This window comes from Gimesia alba (assembly GCF_007744675.1).
Classification (GTDB): Bacteria; Planctomycetota; Planctomycetia; order Planctomycetales; family Planctomycetaceae; genus Gimesia; species Gimesia alba.
This window is the reverse complement of sequence record NZ_CP036269.1, coordinates 2,052,501-2,066,550: the sequence shown is the minus strand read 5'-3', so window position 1 is coordinate 2,066,550 and position 14,050 is coordinate 2,052,501. Positions and strand designations below refer to the sequence as shown.

8 protein-coding genes are annotated in these 14,050 nt (G+C 53.3%); all 8 read right to left on the bottom strand.

Going from position 1 to position 14,050, the window contains the following annotated elements:
• Positions 1-156 precede the first annotated feature (156 nt).
• Positions 157-1,491 (bottom strand): IS630 family transposase, encoded by a 1,335-nt coding sequence (locus Pan241w_RS07910; RefSeq protein WP_145213453.1) that lies wholly within the window; start codon positions 1,489-1,491, stop codon positions 157-159.
• Between the two features lie 308 nt (positions 1,492-1,799).
• Positions 1,800-3,254: a DUF1501 domain-containing protein gene (locus Pan241w_RS07905; protein WP_145213449.1), complete on the bottom strand. Its 1,455-nt coding sequence runs from the start codon at positions 3,252-3,254 to the stop codon at positions 1,800-1,802.
• Between the two features lie 14 nt (positions 3,255-3,268).
• Positions 3,269-6,349: a PSD1 and planctomycete cytochrome C domain-containing protein gene (locus Pan241w_RS07900; RefSeq protein WP_145213446.1), complete on the bottom strand. Its 3,081-nt coding sequence runs from the start codon at positions 6,347-6,349 to the stop codon at positions 3,269-3,271.
• 31 nt (positions 6,350-6,380) lie between these two features.
• Positions 6,381-8,120 carry a FecR domain-containing protein gene (locus Pan241w_RS07895; protein WP_145213443.1) on the bottom strand — a complete coding sequence of 580 codons (1,740 nt, stop codon included), beginning with the start codon at positions 8,118-8,120 and terminating at the stop codon, positions 6,381-6,383.
• The gene (locus Pan241w_RS07890; RefSeq protein ID WP_198000392.1) at positions 8,117-8,647 is read right to left on the bottom strand and encodes a sigma-70 family RNA polymerase sigma factor; all 531 of its coding nucleotides are present in this window, start codon (positions 8,645-8,647) and stop codon (positions 8,117-8,119) included. The genes Pan241w_RS07895 and Pan241w_RS07890 overlap by 4 nt, the downstream gene beginning before the upstream one ends.
• 459 nt (positions 8,648-9,106) lie before the next feature.
• Positions 9,107-11,410, bottom strand: coding sequence for an SGNH/GDSL hydrolase family protein (locus tag Pan241w_RS07885; protein WP_145213437.1), 2,304 nt, complete (start codon positions 11,408-11,410; stop codon positions 9,107-9,109).
• 158 nt (positions 11,411-11,568) lie between these two features.
• Positions 11,569-12,672 (bottom strand): leucine-rich repeat domain-containing protein, encoded by a 1,104-nt coding sequence (locus Pan241w_RS07880; protein WP_145213433.1) that lies wholly within the window; start codon positions 12,670-12,672, stop codon positions 11,569-11,571.
• Positions 12,673-13,013: 341 nt separating this feature from the next.
• Positions 13,014-13,886, bottom strand: a complete 873-nt coding sequence (locus Pan241w_RS07875) for an alpha/beta hydrolase (protein WP_145213430.1) — start codon at positions 13,884-13,886, stop codon at positions 13,014-13,016.
• Positions 13,887-14,050 lie beyond the last annotated feature (164 nt).

Below are 14,050 nucleotides of genomic sequence, written 5' to 3'. Positions count from 1 at the left end.
AATCTAAAACAAACAATAATCCCTGAACGAAATTGATACTCCTGATAACTACGTGTCATTTTTTTATTTCAAAAGCGGCGTGTGCCACTGTTGGCTTGCCCAACAGTGCTTGTGAAAGCGTACCCACTGTGAGCGGCTCGGCGCTAGTAACTCCGCTTACAAATAGTTTCCCACCACGGCGAATTGTTGCCATTGTTTCCTGGTTTTCCGGAGTTCTCTCCAGGTGCGTGGGCGTTCGATCTGCTGCTGCTTTGTGCGGTGTCCGGTGTAGGTCCAACGCATAGGACGGGCCATGTGCTGGTTGAAGTATTCAATGAAGTTCTGCAGTTTTTCGATCAGGTCCTGTTTGGAGGTGAAGCTGCCTCGACGCAGTGCCCGACGTTTAATGATGCCGAATACGATTTCGATCTGGTTCAACCAGGAACTGTGCTTGGGCAGATAAATAAAGCGGATGCGATGCGCTGGATTGGTCAGGAACGCACGCCGACTGGTCATTGTTTTCAACACACCCTGCCGTTTTACTTTTCCCAGATGGGCCGGATTGATTCCCAGTTGCTGCGCTACCAATTCGACGAGTGGCGCGCCGCAGTGCGTGTTTAAATTGTCGACAACGAACACCCAGCCTGCCTGTGGATCAGTGGCGATCGTCTGCGCGATGTGACGGGCGAAATCGTGGTTGTCGCGCGTTTCGGTAATCGTCGTGGCCAAGAGTTGTCCTTGTACCACATGCCAGTTGGCTGTCACGCACACAGCGCCATGACGGGTATACTGAAACTCTTCCCTGGCCGATTGTCCGGGACGTGGCGGTTTTGTCTCAGCCCGCCGTTCGTTGGCCTGCAGGCTGGTCATTTCATCAATGCAGACCGTGTGAGTTCTTCGCTGGTCATACAACTGTGGCGCCTCATGGTAAGTTCGGCAGACCGTTTCTACCTGCCGCTGAAACAGCTCAGGATCTTTCTCGGTGGTATTGCACCAGTAGCGGCTGCGATGAGGCTTCAGATTCACTTCACGCAAGATCCGATTCACATGGCTGGCGGAAATCGAATCGACCAGTTGACGCCGTTGTGCTTCGTCGGCCAGTTCGGCTCCCGTCCAGGAGGTCACTGGTCGCCCGCTGTTCTGGGGCTTCTCACAGGCCAGTGAAATCAGTCCCGTAATCTGTTCGTCAGTAAAACGTCCTGGCGATCCGCTACGGGGCGCGTCGCTGAGGGTATCAATGATCGCCCGTTGGAAGGCACTCTGGTTGAGATTGAACTGCATCTGCAGGAGTGCCTGATAGGAGTCCCGCCAGCGACGCCGCCAAAGTCCGACCGTTTTAGGGCAGCGTTCGACAGTGTCTGAGATGGTCTGATTATCAAGCTTGTTGAATGCGAGTAAAATAATCCGGGCTCGCACAATAATTGCCCGGCTGGCATTCCGACTCGCAGCCAGTTGCGATAAAATCTGATGCATACTCGACGTCAATTCAATATGGGCAGCCTTGCCTGACATTGCTCTTCCCTGGTTCTGATGGGCGAGGTGAGATTCCTCATCAAACCTCGGAAGAGCATTTTTGTCACCAGCAATCTGGTGGTCTACAAAAAACAGGGAAACAACGTAAAAAAACTTTCTGGTAGGAACGAACTTAAGAGCGGAGTTACTAGCCGCCGGTAGGTGCGCTGGTTTGTGTTTCGATACCGGTGGCTAGCGCCATGCCGCTCACATTTTGATAAATACCAGCTATAAAATCGCATTTTTCGCGTTCCGGGGTGGCACTGTTGGCTTGCCCAACAGTGCTGATATTTGGCCTCAGGCAGCTGTCACCCAAACACCTCACCAATCACTTCCCCTCCCAGCACCGTGGCAATCTCTTTCCGATTATTATGCATGTAAAACAGTTTGTGCTGATCAAGTCCCAATGCATGCAATAACGTGGCATGCAAGTCCGCAGGTGAGACCGGCCGTTCCACTGGCGTATATCCCAGGTCATCCGTCTGACCGATGATCTGTCCCCCTTTCACGCCGCCGCCAGCCATCCACATGCAATACGTCGTTGGCAGATGATCGCGGCCGCGCTTATCCCCCGAGGCGTTCCCTTCCGTGGTTGGCGTGCGTCCGAATTCGCCCCCCCAGATCACCAGCGTCTCTTCCAGCAACCCTCGCTGTTTCAAATCCTGTAGCAGCGCCGCCACCGGTCGATCCGTGGCCTTCGCCCGCCTGGTATGATTGGCTTTGATCGCCCCATGCGCATCCCAGCCGCCATTGCGCAGTTGAACGACTCGCACGCCCCGCTCCACCAGCCGGCGGGCAATCAGACAATGTCTACCAAATTCCGCCGTCGGCTTGTCATCCAATCCATACAGTTTTGCGGTCTCTGCCGATTCGCTTTCCAGATCAAAAACTTCCGGTGCCGAGGTCTGCAGTCGAAAGCCCAGTTCATAAGATGCGATCCGCGCTTCCAGCTCTGAATCCTGCCCGAGTTGGGCCAGATGTTCCTGATTCATCCACTTGATAAAGTCCAGCTGCTCACGCCGATTTCCCTGTGAATAACCGGCGGGCATCTTCGTATAAGGTATCCCGCGTTTCCCATCCACGAGCGTGCCCTGATACCGCGACGGTAAAAACCCGTTACCCCAGCCCGGCGTCTGTGGAGCCGGACCGCTGCTATTCGATAACATTGAAATAAAACCAGGCAGATCGCGGCTCTCACTTCCCAGTCCATACGTCATCCACGCTCCCAGACTCGGCCGATCCCCGATTGCCGAACCGGTCAGCGCGATACATTCACCCGGACCATGCACGGGCACACGGTGATTCACCGAACGCATCACACAGATTTCATCGATCAGCTTTGCGGTCTCGGGAAACATATTGGATACCGGAATCCCACTCTGGCCATACTGCTTGAATTGGAAAGGCGAGGCCATCAACTTCGATCCCAGTCCCGCCCGCGGAATGTTCGGCACCCGCGCCGCAATACTGGCAGGTACCGGCTCTCCTTCCAGCTTCGTCAACAGTGGTTTCGGATCGAACGTATCAACCTGACTTGGTGCGCCTGACATAAACAGAAAGATCACACTCTTCGCGGTCGCAGGAAAATGACTCTTGCCGGTTACCGCCGGCGTCCCATCTCCGGCATACAGCAATCCCTCTTCCGCCAGCAAAGAGGCCAGCCCCAGCGCACCAAAGCCAAGCACGCTCTGCCCCAGCATCGCACGGCGACTGAGTGGCGGTGTGGAAAAACCAGATTTCATAGCCATTGGATCAAATAACATAAACGCCCTCGAAATTAAGGGATATAAATTAACTCGTTCAAATTCAGTAACGCATGGCACAACATCGAGAGTCGGCGTTCGTCTGACTCTGCAGAACTGTCTGATTGGAAAAAGGCCAGCGACCGATTCTGTTCCTGCGCCGTCGGTTGGCGTCCCAGCACACGCACAAACGCCTGTGTCACTTGCTGCCCGTGATCGTCGCCTGTTTCGGCAACAATGTTTTTCGCCAGCACCTGTGCCCGGCGGTTCATAAACTGACTGTTCAACATAAACAGCGGCTGCAGCGCTACTGTCGAAACCTGCCGCCGCGAACAGCTGGCAATACTGTCCGGCGCATCGAACATCGCCATCACCGACGGCATCTCGCTCCGGCGTTGAAACAGATAAATCGTCCGCCTCAAATTTGCTTCTTCACGTTCCTGAGGCACGCTCGGCCCGCCCAGCTCGCGTTTCAGTTCGCCCGTTGCACACAGAATCGAATCCCGTATCGCTTCCGCTTCCAATCGGCGTCGCGGCCAGCTCCAGAGCAACCGGTTTTCCGGATCGAGTTTCAGATTCGCTTCGTTGAACGAACGGGCCTGCCGATACGTCGACGACAATACAATCTGCCGATGAATGTGTTTCGTACTCCAACCCCGCTCCATCAGTTCAGTCGCCAGCCAGTCCAACAGTTCCGGGTGCGACGGTTTTTCTCCCTGCACACCAAAATCACTGGGCGTGGAAACCAGGCCGCGTCCAAAATGATACTGCCAGAGCCGGTTCACCCAGACCCGCGACACTAAAGGATTCTTGCGGTCGGTCAGCCAGTCCGCCAGCGCAGTCCGCGAAAGTGTTTCCGAATCGACGGTCGTCGCTCCGAGCACGGCGGGCCAGCCTTTCCCCACTTCCAGTCCCGGCTTATGCACATCTCCGCGAATCAGAATGACGGACTTGGTCTGTTTTAATCGTTCCGCCGAATAAGGAATCGGATCGCGGTTCACCACCGGTAGCCGCTCGATCTGTTTTTGCCCTGTCAGCGGAGAATAATAGCCCCACGTGTGCGGCGTCTTCGTGTGGGCAAATCGTTTTCGATTGATCAGTTTCTTCGCTTCGCGCTGATAAAAATCAAACGTCCCTTTCGGCATCCAGGTTTTCATTTCAGTCGGATTCGGCAGGCCGTCTCCTTTGAGAGACAGGTTGCCCAGTTGACCGTTCACGAAAAACCCCTGCAGACGATAGTAGTCCCGCTGCGTCAAGGGATCGAATTTATGATTGTGGCACTGTGCACATTCGAGCGTCAGCCCCAGCAGCGCACCGCTGGTCACATTCACAATATCAACGAGCACGTCGTTCCGCTGGGCCGCCTTATCCATCTGGTTCCCGCTGATGCGTGCCGACGCCAAAAAACCGGTCGCAATCACATGCTCGTCCGCGTAAGGCTTGAGTTCATCGCCGGCGAGCTGTTCCTTGATAAACTGATCAAAGGGCTTGTCTGCATTAAAACTCTCAATCACATAATCGCGATACCGCCACGCATACGGTCGTGGCAGGTCATGCTGATAGCCGTGACTCTCCGCCCAGCGCGTCAGATCCAGCCAGAAACGCGCCCAGCGTTCGCCATAATGTTTCGATGCCAGCAGCCGCTCGACCAGTTTCTCATAGGCCCGCGGATCGGTGTTATTAACGAAGGCTTCAATCTCATCTGCACTCGGCGGCAGTCCCGTCAAATCGAGCGAAAGCCGGCGAATCAACGTCGCTTTGACCGCTTCGGGAGCGGGATTGATCCCCGCTTTCTGCCAGGCACGGGCAATGAAGGCATCGACGGGCGTGCGAATGGGTTTGCTACTTTTCACCTTGGGAACGTCAGGCCGTTTGATGGTTTGAAAGGCCCAGTGATCCGACTCCGTTTTCGGTGTCGGCAGCAACTTGTAATCCCACTTCGCCCCCTGATCGATCCAGGCGCGTAGCTTGGCTACTTCCTGTTTGGAGAGTGCGGGCCCTGCATCGACAGGCGGCATCCGTACTTCTGCGACTTGTGTTGAGACCAGTTCGACCAGCTTACTCTGCTCGCTGTTTCCCGGCTTTATTAACTCTTCCCCCGTACTGAAGCCGAGCAGTTCCTCGTAGACATCCAGCCGATAGCCCGAATCGGGATTCGCACCGGCATGACAACTGAAACAGCGCGACTTGAGCAGTGGATAAATATCCTTGTCAAAATGGACTGGTGCTGCCCAGGCAGTCTGCTGTTTCGTCGCCATTTTCGGAATCTGTTCAGGCGAAAGATCGAGCACATCACTCCAGGTGCGGCTCAAGACCAGATCGCTCACATAGATCCGGTCATCGAATTCGGTTTTGTAGCCGGTGGCAAAGCCGACCCAACTCACGCCGTTCACACTCTGCGGATTCACGGTCGTCGCCACGGGCTGTTCCAGCTCACCGGGCTTTGGATCGACCCATAATTCGAATTTGGTAAAGCCGGCCCGCAATGATTTTTCGGGCTTCGACAGCCGTCCGACGATCAGATAATCTCGATCGCGCTGGAGTTCCACCGAACTCCAGGCCGTCTTCTGCGAACCGATCCGCACCATGAATACGACTTTTCCCTTATTCGGACCACTGGACGCCACATGCACGCCGATGTTGGGCGTGTGATTCGCATGCACGGCGTTGTCAGTACCTTCGTAGCGATCCAGCCAGAATACGAAGAACTCCCCCTCATCGCGCTGCTTCGCATCGGCTGCATAACGGAAGCGGAATCGCAAATACAGTTCCTGATCCTGGTACGTCTCCTTCAGCTCCCGCCGCAGAGGGTTATTTCGTTGTACCGAACCTTGAATCAGCGCTTCATGTGCGATTGCCTTGTGGTTTTCGTTGGATGATTTATGCTTCGCGTCAACAAACAGCGCCGGCTGCCGTTGCGAGAGCACCCAGCCCCCCTTCCAGCCAAACCCGGGTTGATTTTTCTTCAGCGTATCGATCTGCCGATTGACTAAACCGTGCGCGAGTCGTGGCGGCTCCTCCGCAAACGTCTGTTGAGAACCGAACAGCAGTCCGCAAACCAGCAGCGTCGAGATGGCTCGCCAGGAAAAAAAATCAGATGTCAGAGCGCGATGCATCACAAGTCTTTCAGTTCAAATAATAAGAAAATCAGTTCTGCCCGGCGGGTCGGGTCACCGATTCAAAAGTATCACCAATCACCAGCCGATCCAGATAAAGCGAATCGCTGACTTCGGTGTACTGACCGATCCGCACTCCCAGTGCGTTGATCGATTTCAGCAGGTTGGCCTCTTTATTCCGTTTGACAACCACATCGGGAGTCTCACTGCGCTCTCCCACCGGATTGACCCAGAATTCCAGGTGATTAAAGAATTTCGAGTTCTTTTTGGAAAGATGCCCCACCAGCAGAAACGTTTCATCGTCTACCGGTTGCTCAAAAAAGGCTTCCTGTTTCACGTTGAAGCGGGCAAAGAATTTTCGTTCTTTGAATCCGATACTCGGAACCCGGGCATGGCTAGACCCCATGCCGCCCATCGAGCTATCGAACCAGAGACCAAAGAAATCGTCTTCGTCCACGCCATGATATTGAACCAGCATGCTGAAGTAGAAATCGTCGGTGAGTGGCGTTTCCAGTTTGCGGGCAATTCGATGTGCGAGCGACGGGTAAGCATGATGATGCCCGCGGGCATGTACGATCATCGGACCGCCATCCAGGTCTCTCCACTGCAGTTGTTTTTCAGGAATCATCAATCGCGTAAAGTTCTGATCGGTCCACCAGCCTTCATGACTGAAACCCACGCCTCCGCTCTGTTGATACAGAGAAGAAGTCGGATATTCGAAATCTTCCCCCACTCTGATCCCCTTCGGCAGTGCTGAATTTTCTCTAATGAGAGAGACCTGATTCATCGGCTCCAGCTTTTCAAAATCGAGTGTTTCCTGAGGCGGATAGCTTCCCGATTTCGCTGCGATAAGCTGCTCGGGCGTCGGTGCATCAGCAAACCTGGCCGGCGTTACTCTGATTTCCGCCCCTTTGACATTCCCGTTGGAGAACCGCAGCGCCTGGCTTGCTTTCAGACTGGCAATCACCTGATTCTCGGCCGCTACCGGCTTCACTCCGACTTCACCTTCAAACACATGCACTTCCGCTTCGCCCGATGCATCTACTACCGCGCCGAAGCGGGTTCCCTGATCCACAATCCGGATTTTATTCGTATCCACGGTAAAGCCCTGCGCTTCTTCAGGCACATAGGCGGACAGCGTGCCATAGTGCAGCACGGCATTCAGTGGCGAACGGAGTTCAATCTGGGCCGGTCCTTCCAGCATGACGCCGGCGCCGCTATCAAACCGAATCCGCGCGATACCCGATTTCAACCGCAGTGATTCTCCCGTAGGGAATTTGGTGCCGTACGGAATCTCTTCCGCGTCGCGGTCTTCCCAGACCGCATCTTCAGTATCGAGTAACATTCCTGCATAGCCGGGCACAACTGCATTTGGCTGCTCCGCTGTTTTCTGTTGCTCGGCTTGATTGAACCAGAATAATCCCCCCGCCAGTAACAGCACCACGGCAGTCGCGATCCAGGACAACCAGCTATTCCGGCTTCGTGATACGGGCTCGACTGTCGTAGCCACATCCACATTGATGGAAATGTTTTCGTCCGTTTCCTGCACCACGAGTGCTTCCAGACTGAACTCTTCCGGTATCGCAGCATACAGGTTCGACGTAAGCAGAGAATCCAGATGAATCTGGTTCGCATATTCTTCAATCAATTCGGGATGGACATTGAGAATCTCCGTAAGCCGTGCGTCTTCGTCTGTTGTCATTCTGTTTTCAAGCATACGGCTGGTGAGTGCCGCCAGCTCTTTGCGAACCGCTTCAAGTTCGGGGTTCATAATCGTGCCTCCTGGGCCACTGTCTTTTGGATACACTCCATGAGCGTTTTCCGAATGCGGTATAAGGTCATCGAAACCGCGTCGGCTGTTCTCCCTGCTTCGGATGCGATCTGGTTTACAGGCATCGCATCACAATACCGGCTCTCCACCAGTTGCCGATGTTCGGGAGGTAGTTTTTCCATACAGGACTCAAGTGCCGCTGCATGCGATTTTGCATCCACCGCCCGACCGGTCGCCACCGTCGCGATCTGTTCCAGTGTCTGTTCGTCAAACACCGCCTGACCGTCGTTCTTGACTCGTTTGAAAAACGCGAGTGCCTGCAATTGAGCAATCCGGCACGCCCAGGGAAGGAAATTGCGATCCCAGTCATACTCGTTCCGCTTCCGCCACAGAACGGTATTCGTTTCCTGCAGCACATCATCCACATCCGCTCCCCGACGAATCAGTGCGACCAAAATCCCGCGCAACACAGGCTGGCTCCCGGCAATCAACGCCACATACTCTTCATCGAGATCACGATTCGACAAAACGGAAACCTCTCCTGCGCAAGTGAAGGCGACATCCAATCAAAACAACGCTCCGTATCAGTTATTTAGATCAACTGGCTCTAATCTAACGCAGAATTTTTGAAAAAGATAATTTCCAGCCGAAAAAGAACAGGATTGAATTAGACTCACATTGACGCATCACAATATATACAAACAACTTATCCGTCAGGTAAGGGTAAGCCCGAATGCAATTCGGGCCGAGCGAAGCGAGCAGGAGGTCACAGCTCAAGCAGACAATTCACAGCAGAGCCACCAATCGGATTGAATCAGTCATCAAAAGGCATACTGGCTCACAAAGCACCGTTTACCCAGCCACCTCCTGTTGCCTGCGGCAATACCGGATTGCATCCGGTACCACCCTTTTTCTGTCCAGCACTCCTGCCAGAAAATGTTCGTGCTTTTCGTGGTAGAAATCATTTCGAGTCTTTCGCAGTCCGCCTACCGCTCGTCATAACCAAACACACCCAGCACCCAAACCGGTTTTTCCTGTGCCTGCAATTTGATCCGATATTTACCAAACGGTAGCCCCGTTACGCCGCGGCGGTTCTCGATGAAATGTTTCCGTCCCTGTGAATCCATAAACGGTTCGCTGGTCGGTTGTGACCAGACCGTTTTCCCGTCGACTTCAGTCACCAGCGTGCCCCCTTCAACACGATCCAGCCAGGCGATTGACACATCGGTCGCCTCGACTTCAATTTCAATCGCTTCGCCCGGCGTCAGGTAAAACGCCTGCTCTCCATAGGGAGTGCCCCACATCGACTTGAAAGTCTTCACGGCAGACGTCCCACGCCAGCCTTTCGCGTCAACGCCATAGAACCGGCGGTTCAATCCCACTTTACAATCGACCGTCGTGAGCCGCGCGCTCGTGTTGGGAATTTCAATAATGTGACGATCCCCGCGCGACAGCCGCCCATGCACGAATGTGGAATTCCGTGGATTGGGACGTGTGAAACTGCTTCGCCCATGTCCCGCATGTTGTGCCGGCTGACCATCGATCTGTAACTGCATCATTTCCCGTTTGTTATCTGCCCAGAGATTGAAAGCCGCCTCTTCCAGAATCATCATCCGTCCGTCCACAATCCGCGGACTGTCAACGTCGAAGCGGGTCATTTCTCCTTCCCAGTTCGCAGCATAATCATTCATCCGCGCGGGCAACTGTCGTTGCGGGATTCCCGGCTGTGGATTCTCAGGCATTTCGAAGATCTGCTCCAACTGTTTGAACCACAGATAATGACTGGCGGCTCCCGGGTGCCCACCATCGGGGGCCAGCGCGTACTGATTGCAGGTTGTCTTCAGATCCGTCAACAACTGCCCCAGATCGACAAAGGGAATTCCGTAATGCGCGCAGAGTTGCTGCATCGGTTCGGTCATTGAATTCGGCTGCCCTTTATCACGAATCCACATGCACGAAACAAATTCCACGCCGGGATAGTGCCGCTGAAACCAGCGGACGGCTCCTTCATAGGCGGCGATTTCATCGGGACGGTCAATATGCTCGTTATGCCCGTGCCCGAAGATCACCAGATCCGGTCCCGGCTTCTTTCCGTTTTCAAACAATGCTGGATACAGTTCCTGCCACGTCTTGCCGGCGGGATGACCGTTATTACCAGGATCGGGCGACTGTTCCAGCGACGCATATTCAAGAAAGCCGCTGTGAGATTCGCCAATCGACGAACCATCGCAGGCCATCACGTTGAGCAGAATCTTCTCGACCGGATAATTGAACTTCCGCAGCAACTCCCGCCGCATGCGTCCGGTATACATGAAATAGTGTTGCGACCAGCCGACGTAATCCTGCAGATCGGGCCGCTGCATGCGTTCGAACAGCAGCTGTTTCAAAGCTGCCGGCTTTCGTGGCCGCGCGTCGGTCAAAGGCTCTTTAAAGTCCGGGCTGGTGGGGTCTTCGTCATAAAAATAGAGTCGCGGGTTCGCACTGCCGCGATCGATACTGGAACCGAGTGTTAGAATTGTTACCGGCTTTCCGCTGGTCAGTTTCTCCATCGTCCGCGGAATCCGTCGATACAGGTCCGGCAGGGCACGCGAGGAAACCGTTTCCGTTACTGCCTTGTCCCCTTTGATCAGCGTGGGCGAATGAATCCAGACTCGTTTGTCGGAGTCATTCACAAATTCGACCAGCACTCCCACCACATTCCGAAACGCTGCATTCGACGCGCGTTGATGTTCAAACCGTGGATCAACTTTGAGACCGGAAAATTGCAGTATAAATTCCTGCCCTGCCTGCTCCGATGATGTTTCCAGCTGCGGTGCCCGAATCAATTCGCCTCGCCCATGTTTCGCAAACGTCCGTTTGTCTGACAGACCAAAGTCCGCCGGTGACCACTCACCGTCGGCACTTTCAACCAGCATCAGACAGAGCCGTGCTTTGAGTGCGCCACTGGTTTCCTGATACCCGTTGACCGACAGACTGACGACATCGCCGGCCGCCAACTTCAGTTCAGGTAGCGTCGCAAACTGCCAGAACCGCTTGCCCGGCTCAATCGCAACCGCTTTCGTCGACGGTTTAATTTTCAGTTTCTCATTTTCCGCTCCCGCACTCACATCACCATAGTGATCCGTATTCCAGCAGAGAATCGATCGGCCGGACTCCGCTACAGCCGTTTTCCGCAATCGAAATTCCGGATTCTGCAACAGATTCTGCTCCCGCGGCATTTCCTCAGCAACGACAGCAGACAACAGGGAACAGAGAACAACAAACAGGAACAAGGGAACGATTTTTTTCACGGCGGGGCTCACAAGCAGAAATCAGGTCGGAGGCTCAAATTCAAAAGAGAGAATCAGGTATACTTCTCCTATCTTACACCAATCTCGGTTTCGAACTCAAAATCAGTTGTGCAGAATAAGTGAAAAATGAAGAGGAAGTTTTTTATGAGACTTGTTCTTCAACACCGGACCCAGGAGTTTTCCATCGATTCAATCAGTTCGCGAGCGCCCCGGATCGTGATCGCGGTTTTTTCGACAGACAGGTTTTTTAGATTCTTCATCTGAGTCAGGTACGGTATCGCCGCATCCGTAATGTCCGTCCCGTCCAAACTTAAGTCTTGCAAAGTAGTAAACTGCCTCAGCAAAGTCACCCCCTGATCCGTGAGTCGGGTTCCCTTCAGACTCAAAGAGTCCAATTGTGGCCAGAGATCTTCCATCCGAAAGAAATCATCCGTGATCCGTGTTTGATCCAGAGTGAGTCTGTCCATTTTGGAAAGACCTGCAAGATCATACTGCACCCAGTCCGTAATTTTCGTATAGGTCAGATCCAGAAAGTGTAGATCATCCAGTTCAATCAGACAGCCCCCAATCTGATCAGAGATCCTGGAATAGAACAGATTGAGAACTTGCAAACCCGAAAACGTTTCCAGCATCTCCAGGAAAGTACTTTCCGGGCGAGGGAACTGCGATATACAAAGTGACTTCAAATTTTCTTTCTCTGACAACGGCTCCAGAGTTTCCACAAACTTCGGCGCCGCGTTGTAACCAAAATAGATTCCCAGATTCTGAGAAAACTGAGCAACCAACTCCAGATCTTCGATCGTCGGTTCATACTTAAATAATAAACAGATCGGATCCTGGCGATTCAAGGCCGCTTCCAGGTCCCCTCTGTGATCCAATTCGCAATATTCCAGTGAACCACTGGGAGTAATTTCGGTGCTGACATGCAAATCATCCAGCTCCGTTACAACGGGCAGATGTTTGCTTTTTTCATCAATTGCCTGTTGGGACATGACCGCTTTGCGCCGCTCCAGGTTCGTTAAAGGCCCATCCAGGATATCCTTCACCCAATAGTGAATCCAAAGCTCATCGGGTACCGATTCGGCGTCGGGATACTCGGCCGGTCGAAATTGATGCAGCAGTTTTTCGCATTTCGCAGTAGAGCAGTCTGAAGCCACTACCCCTTCGTAAATATACTTTTTCACCTCGAAGGAAGCATTCCAAGTCTCCACATCATAGTATTCCTGCCCCACAACATATTTATTCTTGATTGGCTTTTTCATCAATCACCTCAAGGAGAACGATATGATCGAGCATAGTCTGACGACCTGTAATCAGTAAAAGACGAGTATCTTGTGCTATTATAATAGAACGCAATAGCAAAGACACGCCCTTTCTGAAAACCACTCGTAGCGGGTAAGCCCGAATGCAATTCGGGCCGAGCGCAGCGAGCAGGAGGTCGCTGCTCAATCAGACAATGCACAGCAGTGCTGCCAACCATTCTGAATCAGACAGTATGAGGCACAGCCACTCTCCACACATCGTAAACACCTCCACTTCCTGTTGACTGCGGCAATACCGGATTGCATCCGGTACCACCCGATGATCTCGATGAATCAAGAAGTCATTTATGATCGGCAGACAATTCCCGTTTCGTAAACTCCAGCACATACGGAATCGCTTCCCTGACCACCGGAAACGTGTGCCCCCCTTTGAGCTCAATGTATTGGTGTGGCTGCTTGAGTTCGCTCAGCCGATCGCGAAAACGCTCGTTCATCGTGCGGTCAAAGGCGGCGTCGGCGGTGATGATGAGTACCGACATCCCCTTCAGCTTTTCCGCACGATGAAGTGGATTGAACTCCTTCCAGACCGTTTCATCAGAACCAAATCGCTCCACGGGCACTTTATACGACTGCCCTTTCGGCAAACCCGAGCGGGGAAAATCAAGCAGTCCGATGATCGAACTGACGGCGGCAAACTGTTCGGGATGTCGTTCGGCAAAGTTCACACAACCAAATCCGCCCATCGACCAGCCGGCAATCGCCCAGCGTTTCCGATTGTGCGGCAACTGATATTGCTGCGAGACGACATCGAGGACTTCTTCCAGATACGATTCATACACGTCCTGTTTGCGTACGGGCGAATTGATATACCAGCCATCATCGCCGTCCGGCAGAATCACAAACAGTCCGGAATCCAGCAACTGTTGCCGAATCGTTTTGTCATCAATCAACGTCAACTCGTGCCGCCCGCGACCATGTAAGATCACCAGCGTGCGCCGCTCTGCTGGCTTGATTGACTGCCAGTGGTCTGGCAACACGATGACCGCCCGTTTTTGTTTCTTCAAATGAGTGCTATCAAATGAAATTGCTTCAATCCGCGGAAAGAGGCTCTTTGTTTCCAGATCTGCCGCGTCGGCCAAACCGAAATCAAACAACAGTCCCACGAACGCCAACACGCACACCAGTTTGTGAATTGAATGATCTGAAATCATCATGTAACCCTTCCAGAAAACAACTCCCGTGTGCCATCCATGATCGAAAAGTCTTCATTGTAAGCATTCCTATTGTGAGCGGGTCGGCGCTAGCCGCCGTTTTGGGCTCAGGGTCGCTGCTTCAAAAACGGTGGCTAGCGCCATTCCGCTCACTTTTCGTATAAAAC

Excerpts from the sequence above, each read along its gene's own strand:
- Pan241w_RS07910 (WP_145213453.1), bottom strand. The coding sequence starts at position 1,491 with ATGTCAGGCAAGGCTGCCCATATTGAATTGACGTCGAGTATGCATCAG.
- Pan241w_RS07905 (WP_145213449.1), bottom strand. The coding sequence starts at position 3,254 with ATGTTATTTGATCCAATGGCTATGAAATCTGGTTTTTCCACACCGCCA.
- Pan241w_RS07900 (WP_145213446.1), bottom strand. The coding sequence starts at position 6,349 with ATGCATCGCGCTCTGACATCTGATTTTTTTTCCTGGCGAGCCATCTCG.
- Pan241w_RS07895 (WP_145213443.1), bottom strand. The coding sequence starts at position 8,120 with ATGAACCCCGAACTTGAAGCGGTTCGCAAAGAGCTGGCGGCACTCACC.
- Pan241w_RS07880 (WP_145213433.1), bottom strand. The coding sequence starts at position 12,672 with ATGAAAAAGCCAATCAAGAATAAATATGTTGTGGGGCAGGAATACTAT.
- Pan241w_RS07875 (WP_145213430.1), bottom strand. The coding sequence starts at position 13,886 with ATGATGATTTCAGATCATTCAATTCACAAACTGGTGTGCGTGTTGGCG.